30 protein-coding genes are annotated in these 25,471 nt (G+C 42.9%); 15 read left to right on the top strand and 15 right to left on the bottom strand.

Annotation, left to right across the window (positions count from 1 at the left end; translation table 11 throughout):
* Window positions 1-450 precede the first annotated feature (450 nt).
* The 4 genes from FTU82_RS10275 to ftsY form a co-directional block, all read right to left on the bottom strand.
* The gene (locus FTU82_RS10275; protein ID WP_074383185.1) at window positions 451-1,104 is read right to left on the bottom strand and encodes a DUF2057 domain-containing protein; all 654 of its coding nucleotides are present in this window, start codon (window positions 1,102-1,104) and stop codon (window positions 451-453) included.
* A 199-nt stretch (window positions 1,105-1,303) separates the two neighbouring features.
* Complete coding sequence (locus FTU82_RS10270; protein ID WP_005097059.1) at window positions 1,304-1,897, bottom strand: nitroreductase family protein; 594 nt, start codon at window positions 1,895-1,897, stop codon at window positions 1,304-1,306.
* Between the two features lie 191 nt (window positions 1,898-2,088).
* Window positions 2,089-2,778: a nitroreductase family protein gene (locus FTU82_RS10265; RefSeq protein WP_005097060.1), complete on the bottom strand. Its 690-nt coding sequence runs from the start codon at window positions 2,776-2,778 to the stop codon at window positions 2,089-2,091.
* Between the two features lie 173 nt (window positions 2,779-2,951).
* Complete coding sequence (ftsY, locus tag FTU82_RS10260; RefSeq protein ID WP_005097061.1) at window positions 2,952-4,058, bottom strand: signal recognition particle-docking protein FtsY; 1,107 nt, start codon at window positions 4,056-4,058, stop codon at window positions 2,952-2,954.
* 178 nt (window positions 4,059-4,236) lie between these two features.
* Between ftsY and FTU82_RS10255 the strand changes: the two genes are divergently transcribed.
* A complete protein-coding gene (locus FTU82_RS10255) occupies window positions 4,237-5,643 on the top strand; it encodes a pitrilysin family protein (protein WP_180086147.1) in 1,407 nt (468 codons plus the stop codon).
* Window positions 5,643-7,217 (top strand): pitrilysin family protein, encoded by a 1,575-nt coding sequence (locus FTU82_RS10250; protein WP_180101304.1) that lies wholly within the window; start codon window positions 5,643-5,645, stop codon window positions 7,215-7,217. The genes FTU82_RS10255 and FTU82_RS10250 overlap by 1 nt, the downstream gene beginning before the upstream one ends.
* Here the strand turns inward: FTU82_RS10250 and FTU82_RS10245 are convergent.
* Together FTU82_RS10245 and FTU82_RS10240 are read right to left on the bottom strand one after the other, a co-directional pair.
* Window positions 7,141-7,464: a hypothetical protein gene (locus tag FTU82_RS10245; protein WP_005097067.1), complete on the bottom strand. Its 324-nt coding sequence runs from the start codon at window positions 7,462-7,464 to the stop codon at window positions 7,141-7,143. The genes FTU82_RS10250 and FTU82_RS10245 overlap by 77 nt on opposite strands.
* 97 nt (window positions 7,465-7,561) lie before the next feature.
* Complete coding sequence (locus tag FTU82_RS10240; protein WP_035337940.1) at window positions 7,562-7,921, bottom strand: hypothetical protein; 360 nt, start codon at window positions 7,919-7,921, stop codon at window positions 7,562-7,564.
* Between the two features lie 224 nt (window positions 7,922-8,145).
* On the opposite strand from FTU82_RS10240, the gene FTU82_RS10235 reads away from it, so the two are divergent.
* The 3 genes from FTU82_RS10235 (at window position 8,146) to FTU82_RS10225 (ending at window position 9,447) form a co-directional block, all read left to right on the top strand.
* A complete protein-coding gene (locus FTU82_RS10235; RefSeq protein ID WP_005097069.1) occupies window positions 8,146-8,379 on the top strand; it encodes a hypothetical protein in 234 nt (77 codons plus the stop codon).
* Window positions 8,380-8,530: 151 nt separating this feature from the next.
* Entirely contained in the window at window positions 8,531-8,911 is a 381-nt protein-coding gene (locus FTU82_RS10230; RefSeq protein WP_005097070.1) for a DUF2750 domain-containing protein, read from the top strand.
* Between the two features lie 104 nt (window positions 8,912-9,015).
* On the top strand, window positions 9,016-9,447 hold the full coding sequence (locus FTU82_RS10225) for a CBS domain-containing protein (RefSeq protein ID WP_005097071.1): 432 nt from the start codon (window positions 9,016-9,018) through the stop codon (window positions 9,445-9,447).
* 126 nt (window positions 9,448-9,573) lie between these two features.
* On the opposite strand, the gene trpB is transcribed toward FTU82_RS10225, so the two are convergent.
* From trpB to FTU82_RS10180, 9 genes are all read right to left on the bottom strand, one after another.
* Window positions 9,574-10,782 carry a tryptophan synthase subunit beta gene (gene trpB / locus FTU82_RS10220; RefSeq protein ID WP_005170649.1) on the bottom strand — a complete coding sequence of 403 codons (1,209 nt, stop codon included), beginning with the start codon at window positions 10,780-10,782 and terminating at the stop codon, window positions 9,574-9,576.
* Between the two features lie 103 nt (window positions 10,783-10,885).
* Window positions 10,886-12,073 carry a VWA domain-containing protein gene (locus FTU82_RS10215; protein WP_180001732.1) on the bottom strand — a complete coding sequence of 396 codons (1,188 nt, stop codon included), beginning with the start codon at window positions 12,071-12,073 and terminating at the stop codon, window positions 10,886-10,888.
* A 13-nt stretch (window positions 12,074-12,086) separates the two neighbouring features.
* Entirely contained in the window at window positions 12,087-12,938 is an 852-nt protein-coding gene (locus FTU82_RS10210; RefSeq protein ID WP_005097074.1) for a MoxR family ATPase, read from the bottom strand.
* Between the two features lie 21 nt (window positions 12,939-12,959).
* The gene (locus FTU82_RS10205; protein ID WP_074383190.1) at window positions 12,960-13,343 is read right to left on the bottom strand and encodes a hypothetical protein; all 384 of its coding nucleotides are present in this window, start codon (window positions 13,341-13,343) and stop codon (window positions 12,960-12,962) included.
* 21 nt (window positions 13,344-13,364) lie between these two features.
* Window positions 13,365-13,670, bottom strand: a complete 306-nt coding sequence (locus FTU82_RS10200) for a YcgL domain-containing protein (RefSeq protein ID WP_005097076.1) — start codon at window positions 13,668-13,670, stop codon at window positions 13,365-13,367.
* 130 nt (window positions 13,671-13,800) lie between these two features.
* A complete protein-coding gene (locus FTU82_RS10195) occupies window positions 13,801-14,943 on the bottom strand; it encodes an HRDC domain-containing protein (protein WP_074383191.1) in 1,143 nt (380 codons plus the stop codon).
* Between the two features lie 178 nt (window positions 14,944-15,121).
* The gene (gene recR, locus FTU82_RS10190; RefSeq protein ID WP_004278698.1) at window positions 15,122-15,718 is read right to left on the bottom strand and encodes a recombination mediator RecR; all 597 of its coding nucleotides are present in this window, start codon (window positions 15,716-15,718) and stop codon (window positions 15,122-15,124) included.
* Between the two features lie 13 nt (window positions 15,719-15,731).
* Entirely contained in the window at window positions 15,732-16,061 is a 330-nt protein-coding gene (locus FTU82_RS10185) for a YbaB/EbfC family nucleoid-associated protein (RefSeq protein WP_004731251.1), read from the bottom strand.
* A 28-nt stretch (window positions 16,062-16,089) separates the two neighbouring features.
* Entirely contained in the window at window positions 16,090-17,277 is a 1,188-nt protein-coding gene (locus FTU82_RS10180; RefSeq protein ID WP_180086142.1) for an O-succinylhomoserine sulfhydrylase, read from the bottom strand.
* A gap of 142 nt (window positions 17,278-17,419) precedes the next feature.
* Between FTU82_RS10180 and FTU82_RS10175 the strand changes: the two genes are divergently transcribed.
* From FTU82_RS10175 to FTU82_RS10130, 10 genes are all read left to right on the top strand, one after another.
* Entirely contained in the window at window positions 17,420-18,517 is a 1,098-nt protein-coding gene (locus tag FTU82_RS10175; protein WP_180086140.1) for an alpha/beta fold hydrolase, read from the top strand.
* Between the two features lie 62 nt (window positions 18,518-18,579).
* The gene (locus FTU82_RS10170; RefSeq protein WP_180086138.1) at window positions 18,580-19,452 is read left to right on the top strand and encodes an NAD(P)-dependent oxidoreductase; all 873 of its coding nucleotides are present in this window, start codon (window positions 18,580-18,582) and stop codon (window positions 19,450-19,452) included.
* A gap of 86 nt (window positions 19,453-19,538) precedes the next feature.
* Window positions 19,539-19,808, top strand: a complete 270-nt coding sequence (locus tag FTU82_RS10165; protein WP_005170626.1) for a YARHG domain-containing protein — start codon at window positions 19,539-19,541, stop codon at window positions 19,806-19,808.
* A gap of 31 nt (window positions 19,809-19,839) precedes the next feature.
* Window positions 19,840-20,253, top strand: a complete 414-nt coding sequence (locus FTU82_RS10160; RefSeq protein WP_005170623.1) for an HIT family protein — start codon at window positions 19,840-19,842, stop codon at window positions 20,251-20,253.
* Window positions 20,254-20,556: 303 nt separating this feature from the next.
* Entirely contained in the window at window positions 20,557-21,663 is a 1,107-nt protein-coding gene (locus tag FTU82_RS10155) for a porin (RefSeq protein WP_180086136.1), read from the top strand.
* A 444-nt stretch (window positions 21,664-22,107) separates the two neighbouring features.
* Window positions 22,108-22,299, top strand: a complete 192-nt coding sequence (gene cydP, locus FTU82_RS10150; RefSeq protein ID WP_004645265.1) for a cytochrome oxidase putative small subunit CydP — start codon at window positions 22,108-22,110, stop codon at window positions 22,297-22,299.
* Window positions 22,299-23,882, top strand: a complete 1,584-nt coding sequence (locus FTU82_RS10145) for a cytochrome ubiquinol oxidase subunit I (protein WP_074383198.1) — start codon at window positions 22,299-22,301, stop codon at window positions 23,880-23,882. The genes cydP and FTU82_RS10145 overlap by 1 nt, the downstream gene beginning before the upstream one ends.
* Window positions 23,879-25,024 (top strand): cytochrome d ubiquinol oxidase subunit II, encoded by a 1,146-nt coding sequence (cydB, locus tag FTU82_RS10140; protein WP_180086134.1) that lies wholly within the window; start codon window positions 23,879-23,881, stop codon window positions 25,022-25,024. Before FTU82_RS10145 ends, cydB begins: the two co-directional genes overlap by 4 nt.
* Window positions 25,025-25,049: 25 nt before the next feature.
* Window positions 25,050-25,151 (top strand): cytochrome bd-I oxidase subunit CydX, encoded by a 102-nt coding sequence (cydX, locus tag FTU82_RS10135; RefSeq protein ID WP_004278713.1) that lies wholly within the window; start codon window positions 25,050-25,052, stop codon window positions 25,149-25,151.
* 3 nt (window positions 25,152-25,154) lie between these two features.
* Window positions 25,155-25,457 carry a cyd operon YbgE family protein gene (locus tag FTU82_RS10130; protein WP_005170606.1) on the top strand — a complete coding sequence of 101 codons (303 nt, stop codon included), beginning with the start codon at window positions 25,155-25,157 and terminating at the stop codon, window positions 25,455-25,457.
* Window positions 25,458-25,471: the final 14 nt, after the last annotated feature.

Below are 25,471 nucleotides of genomic sequence, written 5' to 3'. Positions count from 1 at the left end.
CAATCTTGGCTCATCAATTTTCTGACAAATATTTCTCAAATAAACTTCGAGTCATTTCTACCATCAATCAATGAAAATAATTTCGATCGATCAACCAGTAAAAATCCACACAAGTTGTTCTTCATAAGCTCTTAATGATCTTCTTGCTCTTCGTCAGAAACAAGCTACCAGGCAACTCACACAACAACCTAACTTAATCAGCTAAGTTCGTTTTGCTGTATCGCCTTGATGCAGCGTATTCTATACACTTTAGAAACAAGCGCAAGGGCTTTTCTCAAAAAGATTCAAAAAAGTGACTTGTACGTTTATTTTTTAATCTAAAATGTTATTTTTAGCCTTTTCTGAGAGATTTTCCAGATTTTTTGCATTAAAAGTATAACCAAATATAAATCTCTGCACTCTACCTATTAAAAAAGCATCAATACCATTTGATCCTTCATACTTTATCTTTTAATTCGTCTGTTCAGCCAACCAAGTCATAAATTTTTGACGTTCAGCTTTGGAGGCCTTTTGCCATAATTGAATGAGTTGTTGATCATTCTGCCCGACGAATTGAGTTTGAGGAGTGGCGACCGTAGCTACACTAGCTGCCTGAGCATATACAGGTGCTGGTTGATTAAGTGATGTTGCTGACTTGCTACTCATCTCGACTGTTTTGGTCAATACATTATTTGCAAACCATGTTCTCGCTGCATCTTTAGCGCCCGCTTGCTGAACAAGCAGCTGATTTTTTGCATCATATAAGCCAATGATGGGCTGATCCTGGTACTTTTTAGCTTCGTCAAAATTCTGAGGTGCATTAATTAACGCTAAACGATAGGTTTCACCATCTTTAAGCTCTGGAGTTTTTACAGTAAGCACTCCCGACTTTAAAATGTCATGTGAATTATCAGAGTGCTGAAAAAACTCATTATAGCGGACGCTGATATTATTCATTCCAGCATCCAGTTTATAAGTTGAATTAGAACGTAATAGACTTGATTTTATTTCCTGATTATTTACCGCAACGATCTTAATTTCTTCAGGTACTGTAATAGTCACCGCTGAAAAAACCGAGGTACTAAACAACAGTGCCGCTACAGTTGCCGCAATACGAAAATCCATATCATCTACTCATTTCAAGTTAATTATTAAAGTTGAGCTGCACTATGCCGCGTCGAAATGACAATTTTATGACAAAAACTTCTCTTATTTCACCTGAACTTTTAGCATTTATTTGACTAGCAATTTTAAATTATCTGCTATTAGCCAGTACAAATAAAAAAAGAAGCACAAAAGCACTTCTTTTTAGCTGAAACCCGATTTATGCAAAGGTTTTAAAACGCTCCGCATCATCCATAAAGGTTTTTTCGCCTGCAGGTGCTTCAATAGAACCAAAGACCAATTGCGCGCGAAGCTTCCAGTGCGATGGGACTTCAAAAGTTTGTGCAACTTCTTCATCAATAATTGGATTGTAATGCTGCAACGAGGCACCGATATTTTTCTCTGCCAAAGCTGTCCAGGTTGCAAACTGCGCAATGGCTGAAGAATGCTCTGACCAGACCGGGAAGTTATCGGCATAGAGTGCAAACTGTTCTTGCATCGATTTCACCACATTCTGGTCTTCATAAAACAATGCGGTGCCATAACCTGCTGCAAAACCATTAATTTTATTATTGGTTGCTTCAAATGCATCTGTCGAAACAAGATCACGCAAGGTTTCACGCACAATATGCCAGAAAGTATCATGTGATTGACCAAATAAAATTACCACACGAGAAGTTTGCGAGTTAAAAGATGATGGGCTGTGTTTAACTGCATCTTTAATGAGATTTTCAATTTCAGCCTGCTCCAGGCTCACATTTTTCCCAATGGTATAAATGCTTCGGCGCTGTTTGATTTGATCTAAAAATGCCATAAATTCACCTCTATGTATTTTGATTATTAAAAACTGATAAAGTCATACTACGTGTTTTGAGCACTTAAAACAGGTGCATTCCCATAACAATGTGTTTTATTTATAGAACAATCAGACTTAGATCTGAATAGAATATTTGTATTAGATTTCATTCGCAGCATCCATGCTGCTATACCGTCCTTCATCGGTTTTTAACCCAATACTTTAAAAAAGTGCTGATCTTGCTGTTCTAATTTTTCTTTTGCTGCCTGCTCAATCGAGCCAAAGCAAAGTTGGGCACGTAACAACCAGCTCTTTTCAATGTCAAAATGCTCGGCGACTAAAGTGTCGATCTGCGGATTATAATGCTGTAAAGATGCACCTAAACCCGAATCTGCCAATGCAGTCCACACGGCAAATTGCGCCATTCCTGATGTCTGTTCAGACCAGATCGGGAAATCTTCTGCATTGAGCGGCATTTTCTTTTGTAGTTGCTGAATCACGGCTTGATCTTCGTAAAATAAAATCGTGCCATATGCCGCGGCACACTGATTTAACTTGATCTCTGCACCTTCGTAAATATGTGTGGGCACATGCTGGCGCTGAACCTGTTTGACAAGTTCCCAAAACTTATAATGAGAATCCGCAAATAACACTACAATCCGCGTACTTTGGGAATTATAGGCTGAAGGACAACTGCGAACTGCTGCCTGAAGCATTTCACTCAGATACGCCTGACTATAATGTACCCGCTTGCCAAGTTCATAAATACTACGGCGCTTTTTCAACTGATCAACAAAAGTCAGTTTCAAATCATCATCAGGTTTGTTTTTTTTCGAAAATTTAAAGTCCTTGGTTATATCACTTGTTAATACCTGACCAATTTTATTTAGCAATGCCATTTCTTCCCCCCACAAAACCCAGCTAAAACAGCTCGAATAATCCCATACAAGTATAATGGCTTTATTACGGTAGATAGATCTGGTTCATATTTTCTAGCTGATTTTTAAAGCATTCAAACCCCTCAAAAACAACAAACTCCGCACTTAGCGGAGTTTGTGTGAATTATCACGCATTATTTATTTTCAGTTTCAAACAATGCAGCAACAAAAGATTTGGCAGAGAAAGGACGCAAGTCATCAATTTTCTCACCCACACCAATAAAGCGAATCGGCACATGAGTACGACTGGCAATATTAAACAGTACGCCACCTTTGGCAGTCCCATCGAGCTTGGTAATGGTCAAACCGGTTAGGCCTACCGCCTCATCAAACATTTCGACCTGGTTAATGGCATTCTGACCTGTTCCGGCATCGACAACCAACATCACTTCATGTGGTGCAGTCGCATCAATTTTCTGCATGACACGTTTTACTTTGGTCAACTCTTGCATCAAATGACCTTTGTTATGCAAACGACCAGCTGTATCAGCAATTAATACATCTACGCCTTTGGCACGCGCACTTTCAAAAGCATCGAAAATCACTGAAGCCGAGTCTGCACCATTGCCTTGAGCCACGACCGCAATATTATTACGCTCACCCCAGATCTGTAGCTGCTCCGTTGCAGCTGCACGGAAAGTATCACCTGCCGCCAGCATGACAGTCTTGCCTTCACCTTGCAGACGTTTGGCCAGTTTGCCAATCGTGGTGGTTTTACCTACACCATTTACACCGACCACTAAAATCACATAAGGCGATTTATTCGGATCAATGTGTAGCGGTTTTACCCGGGGTGCCAATAAAGCCACCAGTTCTTCCTGAAGCGCCTTATACAGTGAATGCGAGTAGATCAAGTCACCACGTTCGGTACGCTCAGTCAGGTTAGCAATGATGGTCTTGGTGGCTTCCACACCAATATCGGCCACCAGCAGCTGCTCTTCGACTTCTTCTAATAATTCATCATCAATTTCTTTACCACCGATCAGGATATTGACCATCCCATCGGCAAGGTTTTTACGGGTTTTGGTTAAACCCTCTTTCATACGGCTAAAGAAGCCACCTTTCGCCGCAGAATCTTCATTTTCAGTTTCTGTTACGACAGGTGCAGAAACTACAGCTGCTTCGCTTGGCGTTTCTACGATAGGCACATTGACCGCAGGTAAGCTCGGTAATGTGACATCATCATCTCCGATATCAGCATCAATCAAAAATTTGTTTTGCCCATTAGATTGCTGTTGCATGCCGAATCCTTGAAAAGCATTGCGTTAAAAACCCAGATTCTACCATAACTTGCCTGCTTTGCAGCTAGCAATGCAAATGCTGGACAAACATACCAAAAAGCTACAGCTCTTGGTTGCTTTCATCTCCGCATTTATTAAAAATAACCCTAAATACAAATGCCTATTTTTGGGAGATCTAGTGTCCGCCACCTTTTTGACTGTCTCCTCTGTTTCCAGAATGATTAAACAAACACTTTATCCACTTGGTGTCCTATTGCTGGGATTAAGTATTAATCAGGCCCAAGCCCAGACTCGTAGTGAATTATCACGCACCACTTTTGAAACGACTTTAAGTAATGGATTAAAAGTCATTATTCGGGAAGACCATCGTGCGCCCATGGTGATGACCCAGATCTGGTATAAAGTCGGCAGCAGTGATGAATCTGGCAATATTCTGGGGGTATCGCATGCACTTGAACATATGATGTTCAAAGGTACGCATAAAGTTCCAAATGACGAATTTACCCGTCTGAGCCGGATTTATGGCGGCAGCATCAACGCCGCCACCTTTACCAATTACACCAATTATTATCAGCTCTATCCTAAAGCCTATTTCCCCATGGCACTGGAACTTGAATCTGACCGCATGAGCAATTTATTACTGCGGCAGCAGGACTTTGCGCCAGAAATTAAAGTGGTGATGGAAGAACGGCGCCAGCGTACCGATGACAACCCGCGCGCTCAGGCCTTTGAACGCTTTAAATGGATCAGTTATCCGACCAGCCATTATCGCCAACCGGTGATTGGACATATGAAAACTCTAAATAATATTCAGTTAAATGATATCAAAAAATGGTATCGGGACTGGTATAGCCCGAATAATGCCATTCTGGTAATTGTCGGAAATGTGGAATCGGAAGCGGCTTTAGCGCAAGTGCAAAAATATTTTGGAGATATTCCTGCGCGTCCAACACCGCCACGTAATGATGTGCTGGAGTTTGAACGCTTAGGCTATCGACATATGGAAATTAACAGTAATGTTCAGGTGCCCAATCTGTACATGACCTGGAATGTGAAATCCCTCGGCACTGCCAAAAACCCCCAAGATGCGTATGCCTTGACCATTATTCGTAGCCTTTTGGACAGCGGCATTTCTTCACGCCTGCAAGACCGTCTGGTGCGTGATCGTAAAATTCTGACCTCTGTCAGCGTTTCTTATGATCCCTATAATCGCGGCGACAGCCTGTTTGGTATTTCTGCCTTACCTGCGCCGGGCATATCTTTGCAAGAAGCACAACAAGCAATTCAGGATGAAGTGGATTTACTTAAAACCACCGCAATGACCCAACAGGAAGTGGATCGTATCAGTACCCGCTTTATTTCCAATTTGATTTATAGCCAGGATGATATTGCCGGCCAAGCCAAAATGATTGGCAATCTGGAGGTCAATGGCTTGAGTTATCGCCTGATGGATGAATTACCGAAACACTTTGAAAGTGTCAGTGTTCAGGATGTCCAGCGCGTCGCCAACGCCTATTTTGTGCGTGAAAATCTCAGCACGCTTTATCTCTCACCTGAACAAAACACCCAGCAACGGGGATTATAATGCTTCAACTTCGTCCATTTTTGCTTATTTCAATTTTAAGTCTTAGCTCGGCTACCCATGCAGAAAACTATCTGGATCCTCAACCTGACCAAAATGATAATCCAAGTCAGTTACAGTCTATCCCCTTGCTACAAAGCTTAAAAAATATTAATCAGCAACGGGGTTTTCAGGCGCCTTATATTCATGACCTGAACAATCGCTACAAAGTACGTACACTATTTGTTGAAACGCAGGATCTTCCCATGGTGGATATCCAGCTGACCTTTAATGCCGGTTCGGCCCGTGATCAGGAAATTACCAAAGGTCTGTATGGTCTATCCAATATGGCAGCCAAGTTGATGCGTGAAGGAACAGATAAATATAACGCGAATCAGGTGGCGGCAATTTTTGACCAGACTGGAGCACAATTTAGCGTACAGGCCTATCGAGACATGTTTGTGGTTCGGCTGCGTACGCTTTCAGATCCAAATAAATTGGAACCGGCACTCGGAATGATGATGGAAGTTCTAAAGAATGCGTCATTTAAACCCTCCAGTATTAATCTGGCTTTAAGCAATACCCAAGTGGGACAAAAGCAATTACAGGAAAATCCAAGCCGGCTGATGGATATTCGTTTTTATCGTACTCTATATGGTCAGCATCCTTATGCAGAACCAATTAGTGGCACCCAAGGCAGTACCAAGAAAATTAATGCCGAATTATTAAAACAATTCCGTGATCAGTTTCTGGTGGCGCAAAATATAAATATTGCTATTACCGGTAAACTCAGCCCCAAACAGGCGCTGGAACTGTCAGAACGGATTGCCGGCAATTTAACTCAAGGTCAAAAAGCAGCTGCATTACCACAGCCTGAAATTAAATCTGGTTTTGAAGTGGTGCATTTACCCTATAACTCGTCTCAGGCGCATATCACTTTTGGACATATAGGGCCATCACGCTTTACTGAAGACCGACTGGCCCTAGAAGTCGCCAACCGCATGTTTGGCGGGAGTGGATTTAATGCGGTACTGATGCAGGAACTGCGGGTCAAACGTGGTTTTAGCTACGGCGCTTATAGCTCATTCAGCTTTAGTCAGGCACCCGGAGTATTCAGCTTTAAATATTCTACACGGCAGGATCAGCTACTAGAGAGTATTCAGATTGCACATCAGGCATTTATCAATTTTGTCAGCCAACCGATTGACACTCAACGTCTGGAAGAAACCAAAGCAGGCATGCTGCGCGCCTTCCCTAACAATTACAGCAGCAATGCCACCATTAATGCCCAGTTAGGCAATATGGGCTTTTATAGTGAGCAAAATGATTATTTATCCAGTTATCCGGAACGTCTAGCCAGAATTAGCGCAAAGGATGTGCAAAATGCAATACGCAAACATTTACATCCAGACCGCCTAACGCTGGTCGTGGTCAATAAAGAACTGGATAAAGATGCCTTGAAAATGCGTTTGGAGCAGAATTTAATGGATGCCAATTTCAATTTGCCAGCAAACCCTGTGCCTAAGGCATCTCCACCGAGAGCGGTGGCAGCTGACGCGCCCGCAGAGACTCCTGCTGATAGGCCTGCATCAATTTAAGATACTGCCCACGACGGATATGCTGCTGCTCTAATAGAGCCAGTGCCAGATCCTGAGTTTGGGGCAAATTTTGCTGTTCAGAAAGTTGCCGAATCTGGGTGATTTGAGAGATGCTAAGCGGACGATAGAGAGCCAATGCGGCTAAAAATAAAATTACCACAACCATAAAAATGACAACAATATTATAAATCTGTTCCAGCTTGATTCTGCTGAACCATTGAATTAACTTTTCTGTATCTATAGACATACACTACCTCAAGTTAAAGGTAGTGTATGGTTAGGCTTATATAAGTTCAAGTCAGTAGCGCCATATTTAGCAGGGCTAAAATCCACGACTCTGCGGATTAGCTCATCATTCTGCTCAGAATAGTGGAATAGAGCACCAATGCTACAATCACCAATACCAGTGCAACAGCAAATTTACTTAACCCCGCTTCTGCTTCAGGGGGATGCAGGCGATCTTCATCTGCAATTCGAACCAACTCGCCATTATAGAGTTTATAGAACTGCTCACGCTGATTGACGTCCAGAGCACGGGTAAAGTCATACACCTCTTTACGTTGTGCCAGTCCATAATTACCTAGATGCGTATATTTACTAAATATAGCGTCATCCAGTTTCTTGCGATGCAAATGTGCAAGTTCAAGGATTTGCCCAGCAGTTGGTGGCATATCAAAATTTACACCATCTAAAGTTCTTGTCATCATGGCTTTCTCCTTATTGTTTGATCTCTATTTACAATTTATCTTAATAATATTTATAAGTGTGTATAGTTTAGTCATGTAAACTATAACTAAAGTAAACGAATAAAATCGAATAGTTGACTTTTCCATTATTTTGTAATATTAGTTTAACAATACTAAGTTATATTTGTATTTAGACTGATTAGTCTGTCCTGTAATCATAATTAAAATTAAGGAGTTTTTATATGATACAACAACTCTCTCAACACGATCTGGAACATCTGTATGCAGATGCCGTGAATACCATCCAATCCCAAATGAACTTTGTGGATGCGGTAAAACAGCTTGAAGATGCAGCTCGTGCAGGTCATGGTAAAGCAGCGCTTTTTTTAGCAGAACTTTATTATCAAGGTTTCCGTGTAGAACGGGATTCACTCAAAGCGCAGTACTGGCAGAACATGGCCACCCTGCAAGCATAATGAAACGTCACCTAGGTGGCGTTTTTTTCAGCCTTTTTTTCGATAAATAGCAATAAATACATATTTTCTTACCAATCCTTGCAAAGCTGAAACAGTAATTACTTATAAAGTTCCTAGAATAGGGTCTGACATCCAATAGCACTTTATTCTAATGAAACCACGAAAAATTATTCAAATTGATCCGATCTGTAAAGAATCCCTTTTCAAGATCACCATGCTGAAATCTTTAAGGAATTGTGGCGAGCTATGGGGCGCATATCATAAAGGCTGGGCAATGATGCGTGATCAGGAAGACTGTATTTTCCCGTTTTGGCTAAATCCTCTCGATGCCAAAAATTATGCCCAGCAACATTGGCCTGATTATGCTCCGCGTAAAATCAATTCTGAAGATTTTGAAAATGCATTATTGCCGACCTTGTCGCGCCTGAATGTCACCCCAGCCCTGTGCAATACCAATGGCACCAGACTTAAACTGAGCACTGCACAGATGCGTCACCTATTTTTTTCACAACAAAGACTGCACATTGCGTAAATAACATGCTATTTATAAAGACTAAAACCTAAACACTTAGAGATGTTCAGGTTGAAGGCATACTCTAGGATTAATAATAAATTGACCAGTAAGGATGATGAAGCATGACCAATGTGGCACAGGTGCTGAATGAAAAAATGCATCAAGCTATTTATACCATCCGTCCAGATTCTACTGTTTTAGAGGCCATCACCTTGATGGCTGATAAAGGAATCGGGGCACTTGTGGTAACGCATGAAGATAACGTGGTAGGGATTTTGTCGGAGCGGGATTACACCCGTAAAATCGCCCTGATGCAAAGAACCTCTTTCGATACCACAGTCAATGAAATCATGACCTCTAAAGTGATTACCGTAAATACCTCGACGACTGTAGAAGACTGTTTAGCCTTAATGACTGAGCGCCATCTACGGCATCTGCCAGTGGTAGAAGATGAAAAACTGCTTGGTCTGATTTCAATCGGAGATTTGGTCAAAGCAGCAATGGATGACCAACGCAAACTGATTGATCAATTACAGCAATATATTTCAGGTTAAAAGCATCTCTGGCTTTCTCTCCAATATTTGAAGCGCATTTAAATAACTGAAGATCAAGCTTCGATTGAATGTATAAAAAATCCCGGTATATAACCGGGATTTTTTATACTCGTGTTTTGGATAAAATCAGTTTAGACCTAATTTTTCTGCCACATAATCCGAGTCTTTATCACCACGACCAGAAAGATTGACCACGATCTTGACTTCTTTTGGCAATTTGCCTGCTTCACGAATTGCCCAGGCCACTGCATGCGAACTCTCTAAAGCCGGCACAATACCTTCTACACGCGACAAGGTCATGAAAGCATCCAGACATTCCTGATCGGTGGCGGTGGTGTACTCGACCCGGCCCAAATCCTTAAGCAGACTATGTTGCGGCCCCACACCAGGATAATCCAGGCCAGAAGCAATCGAATGTACCGGTAAAGGTTCACCCTGCTCATCTTCCAGCACATAGCAGGCCATACCATGCAATTGACTTGGTTTACCCAGTGTTAAGGTCGCCGAATGCATATCGGTGTCCAGGCCATGACCTCCCGGCTCTACGCCCACCAGCTTTACTTCCGGTTCATTTAAAAACGCGGTAAATGCACCCACTGCATTGGAACCACCGCCAACACAGGCCACCACATAGTCCGGGTTTGCACCAAAACGGTCATTACTTTGCACTTTGATTTCATCACCGATAATGGACTGGAAATCACGTACCATCATTGGAAATGGATGCGGCCCCACCACCGAACCAATGGCATAGATATAATTTTTCGGGTCTTTCAAGTATTCTTCAAATGCACTATCAACTGCATCTTTCAGGGTTGCTGTACCACGCGTCACAGAGATCAGGCGCGCACCCAGAATCTTCATTTTTACGACGTTTGGATGCTCTTTTTCAATATCCACCTGACCCATGTGAATTTCACATGGAATCCCAACCAAGGCACAGGCAGTTGCCAATGCGACGCCGTGCTGACCCGCACCAGTTTCTGCAATGACTTTGGTCTTGCCCATGTATTTGGCCAGCAAAGCCTCACCCAGACAATGATTGATCTTGTGTGCACCTGTATGATTTAAATCTTCACGTTTCAGATAAATCTGTGCACCGCCTAACTGATCTGACAGACGCTTGGCATGAAATAAAGGACTTGGACGACCCACATAGTTGGCAAACAGGTCTTTAAGCTCGTTCTGGAATTCTGGAGTATGGCGGATTTCCTGATAAGCGACATTGATATCGTCCATCGCCTGTTTTAGATCGGGCGGAATAAACTGACCGCCATATTGACCAAAAAAGCCGTCCTCATTGGGTAAAGCAATACCATTAATTTGATGAGCCATAATAATTCCTGAACTTTGGAATGTACAACAAATGACTTTATCCTAAAATAATGTGGTTAACCCACTCATAATTATAGATAAAGCCACTAACAGAAAAATAAAATTAACGCGCGAGATATTTGGTCATATCTTCAATGCCTTTCAAAGTCATTGGAAACATATGATCTTCAAAGATTTGCTTAATTAAACCAATGCTATGCGTGTAATGCCAATAGTTTTCTTCTTCGGGATTCAGCCATGCGGTTTTATCAAAATGCTGTCGCAGACGCTGTAGCCAGACCTGTCCTGCTTCATCATTCATATATTCAACCGAGCCGCCGACCGAGGTGATTTCATAAGGCGCCATACTGGCATCACCGACCACAATTACCCGATAATCGCGACCATAGGTATTGAGTAAATCCCAGGTATTCATGCGTGAACTGGAACGACGGATATTGTCTTTCCAGACATAGTCATACAGGCAGTTATGGAAATAAAAATAATCCAGGGTTTTAAATTCGGTTTTGGCTGCGCTAAACAGCTTTTCACACTGGGCAATATGCGAGTCCATCGAACCGCCGACATCAAACAGCATCAAGACTTTAATGCGGTTACGGCGTTCAGGCACCAGCTGTACGTCTAAAATACCCTGCTTGGCGGTTTCACGAATCGTGCCATCGATATCCAGCTCTTCGGCTGCTCCTTGACGCGCGAATTTACGCAAACGGCGCAGTGCCATTTGCATCTGGCGACTTCCCAGAATCTGCTCATCATCGAGGTTGCGATATTGACGCTGCTCCCAGACTTTTACCGCAGAGCGTTTCCGTCCCGGTCCACCAATACGCACCCCTTCCGGATGATCGCCATAAGCACCGAAAGGCGAAGTGCCGCCGGTACCAATCATCTTGTTGCCACCCTGATGTTTTTTATGCTGTTCGCGCAAGCGCTCTTCCAGCATTTTCATCAGTTCTTCTAATGATCCGGCTTTTTTCAGCTCTTCGCGCTGTTCAGGAGTCAAATGCTTTTCAAGCAGTTCAAGATCGAACCAGTCTTTGGGCAGCTTATGCACCTGATTCAGCAGTTCATCAATATCAAAGCTCTGAATACCATCAAAATAGTCTTTCATGGCGCGATCGAATTTGTCGAAATAGCGCTCATCCTTAACCATTACAGTTTTGGCCAGCTGATAGAACTCATCCTGATCGGCAAAGACCAGTCCAGCCGCAACCGCCTGATTCAAATCGATCAGCTCACGGGTTGAGACCGGTACGCCATATTTGCGTAAGGTATAAAACAGTCGCACAAACATGCGTGTTTCTCCCTTAACGACGTGACATAAAGGCTAGACGTTCAAGCAACTGTACATCTTGCTCATTTTTGATCAAGGCGCCGTACAAGGGTGGAATCGCTTTGGATTTATCGGTATTGCGCAAAATATCTTCCGGCATGTCGTCAGCCATAAGCAGGCTGAGCCAGTCAATCAGCTCAGACGTTGATGGGGGTTTCTTTAAGCCCGGAATCTGGCGCAATTTAAAGAAAACCTGCAAGGCTTCATTGACCAATGTGGCAGAGATATTCTCGAAATGTACATCGATGATTTCGCGCATGGTCGCTTCATCCGGAAATTCGATATAGTGGAAGAAACAACGGCGCAGGAATGCATCGGGCAATTCTTTTTCATTATTTGAGGTAATGATGACGATTGGACGCTGGGTTGCGGTAATGGTTTCCCCGGTCTCGTACACATAGAACGACATTTTATCGAGTTCATGTAGCAAGTCATTCGGAAACTCGATATCTGCCTTATCAATTTCATCAATCAGCAAGACACAACGTTCTTCGCTGGTAAATGCTTCCCACAGTTTACCCGGCTTGATGTAGTTCTTGATGTCATAGACACGGTCATCACCAAGCTGACTATCACGCAGGCGCGACACCGCATCGTATTCATACAGGCCTTGCTGTGCTTTGGTGGTGGACTTGATATGCCAGGTGATCAGTTTTAGGCCCAGGCTTTCTGCTACCTGCTCAGCCAATAAAGTTTTCCCTGTACCAGGCTCACCTTTGACCAATAACGGCTTTTGTAAACTACGGGCAGCTTTAACCGCCAACTTTAAACTGTCAGTCGCAATGTACTGAGCTGTACCTGAAAATTGTTGATGATCAGCAGACATGATTTAACCTTATTTTTTTACTTACAACGGTGAACTTTTCTTGTGAACACGAAGATTGCCCTTGTTCGACACATAGGTCGACCAGCAATAGCCAATCACAGATCCAATCCCAATGACAAATAAAATAAGTGACGCATTAATCCAAATCAGAGCTTGCTCTTTGGTCAACACACCAAACAGCAAGCCAAAGATTGCAGGTGCGATAGAGGCATTCGGCCCCTCGGATACCGTCGGTGTCAATAGAATGGCAAAGCCTAAAATCCACAAAAAACCACCTAGCGGCTTAGGCAGTCGCTTGGTTACGCCATACCAGCACCATAAAGCAATCAGGCTGCCCAGCAGATAAACCGCAACAGCAATGCTCTGTTCAGGAATTGAGTCTAAGACAGCAACATAACCATTCATTTCACAACTCCTGAATTAACATTAAGCGCCACGCAATCCTTCTGGAGCGACTGCATTCGGATCAATCAAGCCTTCTGGCGGCATTTGCAAAAAGAAACCACGTGTAGCAATAGAATCCATCACATGCAATACATTGGCACGTGCCAGTTTACGCGATTCGCTCAGTTCAAGATGCATGACAAAAGTCGCACGTCCAAATGCGGCTTGTACGGGCTCAGACAATACGCTGAGTGGCTCGAATGTTTCAGCTTCGCTTTCATCCGCAGGACGCGCCACATACAGATACATTTCACTTTTTTTGCTGGATTTGTAGATAGACACTTGCATGTTTCAAACGACTTTTCTGGAAAAACATCCGCAAGGATACATCAAAAAAAAGACAGAAACATTAGCCACGTCTCATGCATCAGTCGTGATTTTGTATAATTGCTCTATCTTTAACCAATCCTGCAAGCGATCACTCGCTGACTTTCATCTGGGTCGATAAATAAGATTCATCTTGATGCAGCACCTGAATCAGTGGCTGGGTTAACAGTTCATAGCGCCAGCCCAGCAGATAATCCGGCAGATCCTGCTCATCCTTCTGAAAGACCACATGCTGATACAAGGCATTCAGCCATTTTTTACGCATCAGCACTTCTTTTGGAATTGAAGTTTCATCGACTACATTTTGAATGATGTTATCGATCTTTTCGCCGATATCTTTGGAGGAATGACGGATTGGACGCGCCAGACGTAACGGCCAGCTTTCCGGTTCCGGCAAGAATTTCAATAAATCTAAAATAGTTTTACCATGTTCACGAACCACATTTGAACGGATATCTTTGACTTGACTCAACTGGAAGTTATTGCGCGGGAACTTCTCGACCAGATCAATCATACTGACATTCTTTAAGATAAAACTACGTGGCTGATTCAGTGCTTTGGCAATCTGATCGCGCCAGACCATCAATTGCTGTAATTGCATCAGCTGACGGCGTGAATGGCGATAATTCCCCACATCCTGATATAACAAGGCCGTTGGTGTATCTTCACCAATTTCCTGAGTCAAGAAACGACAGTCTTGCAAGGCAAAATCCAGTAGGTATTTCGTATCCAGCTCTTGTTTGATTTTGTCAGACAGCTTGACCAGATAATGCACATCATTGGCCGCATAAAGTAATTGTTCTGAACTTAAAGGACGTGCCAGCCAGTTAGAACGGGTCTGGTCTTTTTCGATATCGACTTCCAGCATCTGTTTGAGCGCATTCTGATAGCTGACTTGCAGACCATGCCCCAGAAAAGACATACCGACCTGGGTATCAAACACATTGGTCAGTGATTTCTTTTGGGTATAGTGATAAAGCAGATCAATATCTTCGCTACAAGCATGAAAAATATTCTGCTGGGCGTTAAAAACTTTATTGAAGAACTCAGTCAGATCCAGGGTGGTTCCATCCAGCAAATAGACCTTGTTGTCTACATTGATCTGAAACACACCCAGTTTCGGCCACAAAGTATCGACCTTGATAAATTCGGTATCCAGCCCGTAAACAGAACTCTGATCCATCAGGTTCAGCACAGGGTATAAATCGTTTTGATGTTGAATAAATTGAAACATAAAGACTGAGTCTAAAATTAGATTCTCGATAGATCCATATTAACTGATCTATAGAATTTTTGTATAAAAAATAACGCTAATTCTGCTCTATCTAGCAAAAATACCCCTTATTTATTAGGCTCTGGATTTTAAATAATATCTTTTTTATATTAAAACTAACAAGATTTTTAAGTCTATCTTACTTCATGCGCATCCGGTTATGTACGGCCTGACTCAAGGTATGACTATCGACATATTCCAGTTCACCACCCTGTGGTACACCTTGGGCAATTCGAGTCATCTGGATCGGCAAATGCTTGCTGGCTTCCACCAGATAATGTGCCGTGGCCTGACCTTCTACCGTCGCATTAGTAGCGAGAATGACTTCCTTCACCTGACCATTGGCCAAACGGTGCAACAAATACGGAATGCCAATTTCTTCAGGACCAATCCCATCGAGCGGTGACAAATGCCCGCCCAGTACATGGTATTTCCCTCTAAAGCTGCCACTTTGCTCAATCGCCATAACATCTGCAGGTGATTCCACCACACAGAGCAATTCATCATCACGATCTAGCGACGTACAGATATTGCACACTTCATCTTCAGTCAATGAATGACAGACTGAGCATTCATGAATGTAGTTGGTCGCCTCAGTCAACGCATGCGCCAGACCAATTGCACCTTCACGATTTTTCATGATCATATGCAATGCCATACGTTGAGCCGATTTCGGCCCAACGCTTGGCAAAATGCGTAATGCTTGAACCAGTTGATCAAAACGATCACTAAACATTGCGCATTCTTCCTTAGAACATACCTGCCAGACCCGGTGGTAAACCCATACCCGAGTTTGCTGCTTTCATTCTTTCATCAGAGACCAATTCTGCCTGACGTGCTGCATCATTCATTGCAGCTGCAATCAGGTCTTCAATCATGTCTGGATCATCCTGAAGTAATTCAGGGTTGATTTCGATACGCTTCACCACATTGCGGCAAGTCATGGTGACTTTGACCAAACCACCGCCCGCTTCGGCATGCACTTCAGTTTGTGCCAGCTCTTCTTTGGCTTTTTTTACATTGTTTTCAACTTCTTTTTGCATGCGCTGAGCTTGCTGCATCAACATATTAATGTTCATAAATATCTCCGAACATAAATTTATAAAATTAGATAAGATCTAAACCACGAGTAATATCACGAATAATATCACCAATCTCTTCTAAACCAACAGAAACACGAATTAAACCTTCGCGAATACCTGCTGCTTCTTTGGCTTCAGGCGATAATTTACCGTGTGTGGTGGTTGCCGGATGGGTAATGGTTGATTTCGCATCCCCCAAGTTACCGGTGATCGAGATAAACCGGGTATTGTCAATCACCGTCCAAGCGGCTTCACGACCGCCTTTCACCTCAAAAGACACAATGCCACCAAAACCCGTCTGCTGTTTCACTGCCAGCACATGACCGATATGCGCAGGCAGACCGGCATAATAAACCTTCTCTACCTTTGGATGCTGATCCAGAAATTCAGCCAGTTGCTGCGCACTTGCTGAATGCTCACGCATACGTAAACGTAACGTTTCCAAGCCTTTCAGGAATACCCATGCATTAAACGGACTCATTGAAGGACCTGTGGTACGCACATAACCAAAGATTTCTTCCAGCAGTTTATGGTTTCCAACCACGGCTCCACCTAAGGCACGGCCCTGACCATCCAGATATTTAGTCGCAGAATACACCACCAGGTCTGCACCAAATTTGAGGGGTTGTTGTAACACTGGTGTACAGAAACTATTGTCAATTGCCAGTAAAGCATCATTGGCATGGGCAATATCAGCCAGTGCCTGAATGTCAGCCACTTCTGCAAGCGGGTTTGATGGAGATTCAACAAACAGTAATCTGGTTTCAGGCTGGATGGCATTTTTCCATGCATCAAGATCGGTCAAATCTACAAAATCGACACTAACCCCAAATTTTGCGACATATTTTTCAAATAGCGAAACAGTCGAACCAAAGACTGCACGTGAGCAGATGACGTGATCACCTGCTTTCAAAAAAGCCATGGTCACTGCCATAATGGCAGCCATACCTGAACTGGTAGCAACGGCGCGCTCTGCACCTTCGAGTGCCGCCAGACGTTTTTCAAACATGGCAACGGTTGGGTTGGTAAAGCGAGAATAGATATTGCCCGGTTCCTGACCTGAAAATTTCGCAGCAGCTTCGGCGGCATTTTCATAAACAAATGACGATGTTAGAAAAATGGGTTCAGCATGCTCACCCTCAAAGCTACGGGTATGACCTGTACGGATGGCTAAAGTTTCTAATTGATATGAAATATCGTCTTGCTGGCTCATCGCTCTACCTCAGCCCTAAGGCTGCCTTTTGTAAAAAATTGCCAACATTTTGAGCGCCTATGCTATTTCAGGTCAAGGCATAATAAGCAATTATTGCTTAGACTTCGATCAATCCTTCCCCGGATACGGATATTTTATTTACATGATTCAGTTAAAACAAAACTTTCAGCGCCAGCAAAAAAAATTGAAACATTTCAGTGCCCGGATGTTTAATGCCTCCTCTCTGATTCTGTCGCAAAAAACGCCTTTTGAATATATTGCCAGCACCGAGTTTTGCAAGATTCGCTATTACGCCTCACCCGAGAAGAAATACAAGGAGCCATTGGTATTTGTCGCCCCTCTCGCCATCAATATGGATATCTATGATCTGTATCCCTATCGTTCGCTGGTCAAACATTTTCAGCATAGCGGTTTTGATGTCTATCTGGTGGAATGGAAACGTTTTAACTTTAGACATCGTCATTTAAACTTTTTGTCTTTTATTGATGCAGCCATTCCTCAATCTATTGAAACCATCTGCAAGCATTCGAACAGTCAGTTCATTTCCCTACACGGCTGGAGTATGGCTGGGGTATTTGTCACGCTTTATACCGCCTTGCATTCGCCTGAACATGTCAAAAATTTGATGGTCGTTGGCAGCCCCATCGACAGTTATGCATCAGGACGGGTCGGCAAACTGTTTTCGACCACCAATAAACTGATTTCTAAAAATAAAAATCTGCAACAGGCCATTCATCAGGGTCATATTCCAAAGCAATATATTCATACGCCCGGCATTGTGAATGCCTTGGGCTTTAAATTACTGGATCCGATCGGCTGGCTAAAAAGCCAGAAGCAGTTTTTGCTGAATCTGGATCATGTCGAAAATGTCTATGAACATGCCACCATGGGAAATTTTCTGAATAAGATGATTGATTATCCGGGCGGGATTAATCAGGACATGGTCTTACATCTGTGGCTGCAAAATCCTTTAAAACAAGGTTCAATCACCTTAAATGGTCGTACTGTTGACCTTAAGAATATCAGCTGCTCGCTGTTGGTCGGTGCCGGCCAAACCGATCAGATTGTCACAGAACAGTCAGCTAAGCCTTTGATAGAATTGACAAGTAGCCAGGATAAGACGTTTACTCTGATTCCGGGTGGTCATCTGGGCCTGATGTCCAACCAGAAAACAGCCAATACGTTCTGGCCCAAAATGACGACCTGGCTGGCGCAGCGCTCTACACGTCTTGATGCTTAGCGCATCTGCGTCAGCATCGCCAAAAAACATTAAAATTTATTTACATATTCAGAGGATACAGCATGATTCAGTCAGTAGCATTTATCGGTTTAGGTGCCATGGGTTATCGTATGGCGGCACATTTACCCAAGCGGTTTGATACCGTCTATGTCTGGAACCGCAATTTTGACAAAGCAGAGCAACATGCTGCTGAATATGGCACCCAAGCCGTTACGCTAGAACAGGCCGTTCAGGCAGATATTATCTTTTCATGTTTGCCGACCAGTGCCGATGTAGCACAACTTCTGGAAAATTTGTCGCTTAAATCCGGCTCAGTCTGGGTCGACTGTACCAGTGGTGTACCGGATTCCGCGCAAACACTGGCAGCACAACTGGCTGAACGTGGTGCGATCTTTCTGGATGCACCGGTCAGCGGTCAAACCATTGGTGCTGAAAATGGCACCTTGACAGTGATGGTAGGCGGCGATGTCCAAGGTTTTGAAAAAGCCCTTCCTGCGATGCAGGCTTTTGGCACACTGATTAAGCATGTCGGTGAATCTGGCGCAGGTTTTGCAGTGAAAGCCGTGAATAATATGTTAATGGCTGTAAACCTGTGTGCGGTCGCAGAAGGCTTTACTACGCTGAAAGCACATGGAGTCAACCTGAATGAAGCACTGGATTGTATTAATGCTTCAAGTGGTAAAAGCATGGTGACCGAAACCGTATTACCACAGCGTATTTTAAATCGCAGTTTTCCTGTAACCTTTGCCCTGCCACTCTTGGCCAAAGATACCGGCATCGCAATCGATCTGGCGCGTGAGGCTAAACTGTCTGCGCCTGTGCTATCATTAACCCAGAATCTAATTCAGGCGGCCAGTGATCTATCGGATAAAAACAGTGATTTTTCCAGTGCCGTGAAAATGTATGAATCATGGAGTAATATTACCATCGAGTAATATCTCGCCATTGAATAATGATAACAAAACCTCATATTGTGACTAGTAGGCAGGCACATATAGTGGATAACCCAGAGGAAACTCGCATGAAGAAATTTTCTGTTGCAGCATTAATTGGCTTAGCAACTTTGTTCGGGGCTTCAACATCGGTTCTTGCATCTGAACAGGAATGCAAAAAATTGAAAAATGATCATGACGTGATTTATGCGTCTAAAGGATTCTGTTTTAAAGATCCAGAAGCAAAAGCGAAGTTCGGCAATGACAATTGCTATACAACCAAGCCAAAATTCTCGGAAAAAGAGCAACAGCGTCTTGACGTGATCAAAGATCGTCAGAAAGAATTGAACTGTAAATAATTCAATTCAATAACGCTCAAGGAATGTACTTATGACTTATGATGATCAGAATATTTTTGCACGAATTCTACGCGGTGAACTTCCTGCGATTAAAGTGTATGAAGATGACCAGGTTCTTGCATTTATGGACATCATGCCGCAAGCAGATGGTCATACTCTGGTCGTTCCGAAAGCACCAGCCATCACTTTACTGGATCTAGATCCTGAAGCTGCGGCCTATACGATTCAAATTGTACAGAAGGTTGCGAAAGCAATTGAAAAAGGTTTGGGCGTTGACGGCATTGTCCTGATGCAATTATCAGGTGCTGCTGCTGGCCAGACTGTACCACATATTCATTTTCATCTAGTGCCGACTTCTCTGCACAACTTGGGTAAACATGCTGCCCAGATGGGTGATCAGGAAAAAATTAAAGCGCTGGCTGAAAAAATCAAAGCTGCACTTTAAGTTTAACTGAATAAAAAAATGGAGCTTCGGCTCCATTTTTTTATTCTACTTAAAGCATAAAACTTTAGAAATAAATGCGAATCATTAAGATAATAGCAACCAAATTATCTTTAAATACAAAAAATTGAATGTGTAATATTACAAAACTTACAAAATACAACATTTAACAGATTTGAAATATTTCCTTAATCTTACTGTCTTATTTGTAATCGATACTTGGCACCAATAGAGCGGTACATGTTTCAACACATGACTGAAACTTGTTTTAAGACGATGAATAAAAAGTCTTTATTGGAGCAACACATGAAAAAAACGTTATCTGCATTAGCAATTGGGGCAACAATTTTAACACCAGTCATGGCAGCTGCTGCTGACGTTAAAATTTATGGTCGTGCACACGTTTCTTTAGATTATCTGGATGATGGTGCAGATTATAACGAAGTTGGTCTTTCTTCAAACTCTTCACGCCTAGGCTTTAAAGCTGAACAACAATTAGAAAATGGCATGACTGTTTTTGGTCAAATTGAACAAGAAATTAACTTTGCTAGTGGATCTGCTAATAATAGTGGTGTTGACTTCGCAACTCGCGATACCTTTGTCGGTTTAAAAGGTGACTTTGGTCAAGCACGTGTAGGTCGCTTTGACAGCCCGTTTAAAGTCGCGCGTGGTCCAGTGAATTTCTTTGGTGACCAAGTTGGCGACCTTCGTAACGTCACACGTGTGAGTGAACAGCGCTTTGATGAACGTAATGCCAACACCATTGAATATAAATCTCCAAAATTTGGCGGTGGTTTCAATGTATTAGGTGCAATGTCACTTCATGAAGCAAATAGCCCAGATGCATCTAAAGATGGCGCAAAAGACAAAGATAAAGCATATGATCTTGCTTTAACTTATAAAGAAGGTGCTATTGATTTTGCTACAGCTTACGAACACTATGAAGAAGAAGCTTCAAAAAATGAACGTGATGGCTTCCGTATCGCAGCAGCCTACAAAATTACACCAGAATTTAATTTAGGTGCTTTATACCAATACACTACATTTAATGAACAAGGTACTGCAGCAGACTTGGCGGCAGCCGAAGGTAGCGATTTAGATAAATTGATTTCAAAACAAGATACACATGTTTTTGGTGTAGCAGCTGATTATAAATTTGCACCAAAAACCTATCTACGTGGTCAAGTGTTCCATCGTGATGTAGATGCAGATGATGCGAATGCAACATTATTGGCACTGGGTGTAGAACATCGTTTAGACAAAACAGTACGTGTATACGCAAACCTGGCAACCGTACTAAATGATGAAAACTCAAATGTAACACCATGGGGTCAGGCGCGATCAAATAATGTAGCTGGTGAACGTGGTGAAGATGCAACTGGTCTATCTCTAGGCATGCGTTACGACTTCTAAGTCTAGCCACCCTCACCAAGCTTAAAAAGAACATGTTTCCAGCATGTTCTTTTTTTGGCGTGTTTTTTATCAATATAAAATGATGAGAAAGATTGTGACACTGATATTCAACCCTTATAAAACCAACCAAAATAGTTTGATTAATTTTATTCTTTATTTTAAAACCAAGCATTTCTATCAGATTAAAAAATATAAAACCACACAAATCAGAATAAAAATAATTTACATTTAAATAGATAAATATAACTGTTTTAGTCGGATTTAAAATCTGAAAATTTACAAAAAATAATAAAAAATATTTAGAATATTTTTTGTTTAATTTAATTATATTTCATTTATTTTCAATATCTTATAAATATATGCTTATTTAAACTGTATCGTCTATTTATTTTTTAGTTACAATAGATTAATAATATACAACAAGTCACAGACAGGCTTAGTCGAATGAGCTTAGTTCCCAAAAATCTAAACCAGAGAGTAGTTAGAGAAATAACTGCCATTTTAATTATCAAAGTTATTTTACTGATGATCATTAAAAACATCTGGTTTGATGCACCTACGATTCCTAAAAATTTTGACAACCAAGTCGCCGAGCGTATCGCCGGCAATCCTTCCCAAATCCAGGAGACACGTTGATGATTTCTGAAAGCGTGGTCGATCTCTCGCGGTTCCAGTTCGCCATGACCGCGATGTATCACTTTATTTTTGTTCCACTGACTTTAGGCCTGGCTTTTCTGCTTGCCATTATGGAAACCACCTATGTGATTTCCGGCAAAGAAATCTATAAAGACATGACCAAGTTCTGGGGAAAACTGTTTGGTATTAACTTTGCCTTAGGGGTAACCACAGGCCTGACCATGGAGTTCCAGTTCGGAACCAACTGGGCTTATTACTCGCATTATGTCGGTGATATTTTCGGTGCACCGCTGGCGATTGAAGGTTTGATGGCCTTCTTCCTTGAATCGACCTTTATTGGCTTGTTCTTCTTTGGCTGGGATCGCCTGTCCAAAGTGCAACATCTGGCAGTGACCTGGCTAGTCGCTTTAGGTTCGAACATGTCTGCGCTGTGGATTCTGATCGCCAATGGCTGGATGCAAAACCCGGTTGGTTCTGTATTCAACTACGAAACCATGCGTATGGAAATGGTGGACTTTGCTGCACTGATTTTTAACCCGGTCGCTCAGGTTAAATTTGTGCATACCGTATCTGCCGGTTATGTCACAGGTGCTATTTTTGTACTGGCCATTTCAAGTTATTACATGCTGAAAAAACGTGACTTGCCGTTTGCACGCCGTTCTTTTGCCATTGCAGCCATCTTCGGGCTTGCGTCTACACTTTCAGTGATTTTACTGGGTGATGAGTCAGGTTATGAGCTGGGCGATGTCCAAAAAACCAAACTGGCGGCGATTGAAGCAGAATGGGATACGCATCCTGCACCAGCAGCATTCACCTTATTTGGGATTCCAAATGCAGAAACCCAAACCACTGACTATGCGATCAAGATTCCTTATGTGATGGGTCTGATTGCAACCCGCTCCACCACTGAACAAGTGACTGGAATTAAAGATCTGATTGCTCAGCACGAACAGCGGATCCGTAACGGTATGGTGGCGTATGAACAGTTAGAGCTGCTCCGTGCAGGAGATAAATCACCTGAGCTTAAAGCGGCTTTTGATGAATCACAAAAAGACCTCGGTTATGGCTTGCTGCTGAAAAAATACACACCAAATGTTGTTGATGCCTCTGATGAGCAAATCAAAGCAGCGGCTAAAGACACTATTCCACACGTACCAAGTCTGTTCTGGGCCTTCCGTGCCATGGTCGGTTCTGGCTTCTTGATGCTGCTTCTCTTTGTTCTGGCTACCTTTGCGGTTGCGAAACGCAATGCTGAAAACAAACCTTGGTTATTAAAATTTGCCTTATTTGCACTGCCTTTACCTTGGGTGGCTGCACAAACTGGCTGGTATGTAGCAGAAGTCGGTCGTCAGCCTTGGACGATTGGTGAAGTCTTACCAACTCATCTTTCAGCCTCCAGCTTAAGTACTGGCGATGTATGGGGTTCAATCCTGGCATTGGCAGCCTTCTACACGGTGTTATTGATTATCGAGATGTATCTGATGATCAAATTCTCACGCCTTGGTCCAAGTTCCCTGCATACCGGTAAATACCACTTTGAAAAGCTTGCAGCAGAAAAGGCAAATGGGGAGACTCAAGCATGATCGAATATGAATTACTCAAAATAATTTGGTGGGTACTGGTCGGCGTATTGCTGATTGGCTTCGCCCTCACCGATGGCTTCGATATGGGCTCTATGGCGATCATGCCATTTGTGGGCAAAAATGATAACGAGCGCCGTGCTGCAATCAATACCATTGCCCCGCATTGGGATGGTAACCAGGTCTGGTTCATTACTGCCGGGGGGGCTTTATTTGCTGCCTGGCCAATGGTTTATGCAACAGCCTTCTCTGGCATGTACTGGGCATTATTACTGGTACTGTTTGCCTTATTCTTACGTCCGGTCGGCTTCGATTACCGCTCTAAACTGGAAAATACCAAATGGCGTACTTCCTGGGACTGGGGCTTGGCGATTGGTGGTGCAGTTCCGGCATTAGTCTTTGGTGTAGCGTTTGGTAATATGTTCCTCGGTGTGCCTTTTACCCTGGATGAAACCGTACGTTCTACCTACACAGGAAGTTTCTTTGCCCTGCTGAATCCATTTGCGATTGTGTGTGGTCTGGTCAGTTTATCGATGTTATGCGCACATGGTGGTGCATGGCTGATGCTGCGTACCGATGGTGACTTACGTCAGCGCTCTGCCAAAGCGACACAAATCATGGGTCTGGTCTACTTGGCGACTTTCCTTGCTGCGGGTGCATGGTTGTATTTTGGAAACATCCAGGGTTATAGCCTGGTGATGCCTTTTGACACCAATGGTGTTGCCAACCCATTAGCAAAAGAAGTACTGACCAATGCCAATCCGGGCTGGATGAACAACTATTCGATTTATCCAATTACAATGGCAGCTCCAATTGCCGGCATTCTAGGGGGATTCATCATTGTACTGGCTGCAGGTAAAAACAAGGCTGGCTTGAGCTTCCTGGGTTCTTCTCTGGCAGTCGTCGGGGCAATCTTGACTGCCGGTTTTGCCCTGTTCCCGTTCCTGATGCCATCCAGCTTAAATCCGACTGTCAGTCTGACCATGTGGGATGCGGTATCCAGTAAAAATACCTTAACCGTGATGACCGTTGCGGCAGGTATCTTTGTTCCATTGATCCTGATCTATACCACTTGGTGTTATTACAAGATGTGGGCCGTGATTACCAACAAACATATTGAAGACAATTCACACAGCCTGTATTAAGGCTGTGCACTAAGGAGACAAAATTATGTGGTATTTTGCCTGGATTCTGGGTGTACTGATGGCGTGTTTTGCCAGTGTGATTGCTGCAATTTATATGGAACAACACCAAGACCTGGACGAGGAATAAAATATGACCGAAGCTGCGCTTGAGAAAACCGTTGTAGACAAGAAACCAAACAAATTTGCGATGATGATTTCCTGCCTGCTGGCTTTTCCTCTCGCCGCAGTGTTATTGGTTCATCCCTCTGCAATGCTGGATGCCAACGGTGAATATAGCCATAGTGCCATGATGTATATCATGATTGGTATTTCTGGAGGCTTTGTACATGGTGTCGGTTTCGTACCTCGCCACTGGTTCTGGAAATGGCTATTTAGTCCATTTTTGGCTTGGCCTTTGATGATCTGGGGCTATTACACCTGGTTTTTCAGTTAAGTTTTAAGACGAAA

It is taken from the genome of Acinetobacter sp. YH12151 (genome assembly GCF_013418355.1).
GTDB classification, from domain to species: domain Bacteria; phylum Pseudomonadota; class Gammaproteobacteria; order Pseudomonadales; family Moraxellaceae; genus Acinetobacter; species Acinetobacter pseudolwoffii.
Note: the sequence above shows the minus strand (reverse complement) of the source record. Positions and strands in the feature narration are given on the sequence as shown.

Bases quoted from the DNA above. Each gene is read 5' to 3' on its own strand.
- FTU82_RS10275 (WP_074383185.1), bottom strand. From the start codon at position 1,104: ATGGATTTTCGTATTGCGGCAACTGTAGCGGCACTGTTGTTTAGTACC.
- FTU82_RS10270 (WP_005097059.1), bottom strand. From the start codon at position 1,897: ATGGCATTTTTAGATCAAATCAAACAGCGCCGAAGCATTTATACCATT.
- FTU82_RS10265 (WP_005097060.1), bottom strand. From the start codon at position 2,778: ATGGCATTGCTAAATAAAATTGGTCAGGTATTAACAAGTGATATAACC.
- ftsY (WP_005097061.1), bottom strand. From the start codon at position 4,058: ATGCAACAGCAATCTAATGGGCAAAACAAATTTTTGATTGATGCTGAT.
- FTU82_RS10250 (WP_180101304.1), top strand. From the start codon at position 5,643: ATGCTTCAACTTCGTCCATTTTTGCTTATTTCAATTTTAAGTCTTAGC.
- FTU82_RS10245 (WP_005097067.1), bottom strand. From the start codon at position 7,464: ATGTCTATAGATACAGAAAAGTTAATTCAATGGTTCAGCAGAATCAAG.
- FTU82_RS10240 (WP_035337940.1), bottom strand. From the start codon at position 7,921: ATGACAAGAACTTTAGATGGTGTAAATTTTGATATGCCACCAACTGCT.
- FTU82_RS10235 (WP_005097069.1), top strand. From the start codon at position 8,146: ATGATACAACAACTCTCTCAACACGATCTGGAACATCTGTATGCAGAT.
- FTU82_RS10230 (WP_005097070.1), top strand. From the start codon at position 8,531: ATGAAACCACGAAAAATTATTCAAATTGATCCGATCTGTAAAGAATCC.
- FTU82_RS10225 (WP_005097071.1), top strand. From the start codon at position 9,016: ATGACCAATGTGGCACAGGTGCTGAATGAAAAAATGCATCAAGCTATT.
- trpB (WP_005170649.1), bottom strand. From the start codon at position 10,782: ATGGCTCATCAAATTAATGGTATTGCTTTACCCAATGAGGACGGCTTT.
- FTU82_RS10215 (WP_180001732.1), bottom strand. From the start codon at position 12,073: ATGTTTGTGCGACTGTTTTATACCTTACGCAAATATGGCGTACCGGTC.
- FTU82_RS10210 (WP_005097074.1), bottom strand. From the start codon at position 12,938: ATGTCTGCTGATCATCAACAATTTTCAGGTACAGCTCAGTACATTGCG.
- FTU82_RS10205 (WP_074383190.1), bottom strand. From the start codon at position 13,343: ATGAATGGTTATGTTGCTGTCTTAGACTCAATTCCTGAACAGAGCATT.
- FTU82_RS10200 (WP_005097076.1), bottom strand. From the start codon at position 13,670: ATGCAAGTGTCTATCTACAAATCCAGCAAAAAAAGTGAAATGTATCTG.
- FTU82_RS10195 (WP_074383191.1), bottom strand. From the start codon at position 14,943: ATGTTTCAATTTATTCAACATCAAAACGATTTATACCCTGTGCTGAAC.
- recR (WP_004278698.1), bottom strand. From the start codon at position 15,718: ATGTTTAGTGATCGTTTTGATCAACTGGTTCAAGCATTACGCATTTTG.
- FTU82_RS10185 (WP_004731251.1), bottom strand. From the start codon at position 16,061: ATGAACATTAATATGTTGATGCAGCAAGCTCAGCGCATGCAAAAAGAA.
- FTU82_RS10180 (WP_180086142.1), bottom strand. From the start codon at position 17,277: ATGAGCCAGCAAGACGATATTTCATATCAATTAGAAACTTTAGCCATC.
- FTU82_RS10175 (WP_180086140.1), top strand. From the start codon at position 17,420: ATGATTCAGTTAAAACAAAACTTTCAGCGCCAGCAAAAAAAATTGAAA.
- FTU82_RS10170 (WP_180086138.1), top strand. From the start codon at position 18,580: ATGATTCAGTCAGTAGCATTTATCGGTTTAGGTGCCATGGGTTATCGT.
- FTU82_RS10165 (WP_005170626.1), top strand. From the start codon at position 19,539: ATGAAGAAATTTTCTGTTGCAGCATTAATTGGCTTAGCAACTTTGTTC.
- FTU82_RS10160 (WP_005170623.1), top strand. From the start codon at position 19,840: ATGACTTATGATGATCAGAATATTTTTGCACGAATTCTACGCGGTGAA.
- FTU82_RS10155 (WP_180086136.1), top strand. From the start codon at position 20,557: ATGAAAAAAACGTTATCTGCATTAGCAATTGGGGCAACAATTTTAACA.
- cydP (WP_004645265.1), top strand. From the start codon at position 22,108: ATGAGCTTAGTTCCCAAAAATCTAAACCAGAGAGTAGTTAGAGAAATA.
- FTU82_RS10145 (WP_074383198.1), top strand. From the start codon at position 22,299: ATGATTTCTGAAAGCGTGGTCGATCTCTCGCGGTTCCAGTTCGCCATG.
- cydB (WP_180086134.1), top strand. From the start codon at position 23,879: ATGATCGAATATGAATTACTCAAAATAATTTGGTGGGTACTGGTCGGC.
- cydX (WP_004278713.1), top strand. From the start codon at position 25,050: ATGTGGTATTTTGCCTGGATTCTGGGTGTACTGATGGCGTGTTTTGCC.
- FTU82_RS10130 (WP_005170606.1), top strand. From the start codon at position 25,155: ATGACCGAAGCTGCGCTTGAGAAAACCGTTGTAGACAAGAAACCAAAC.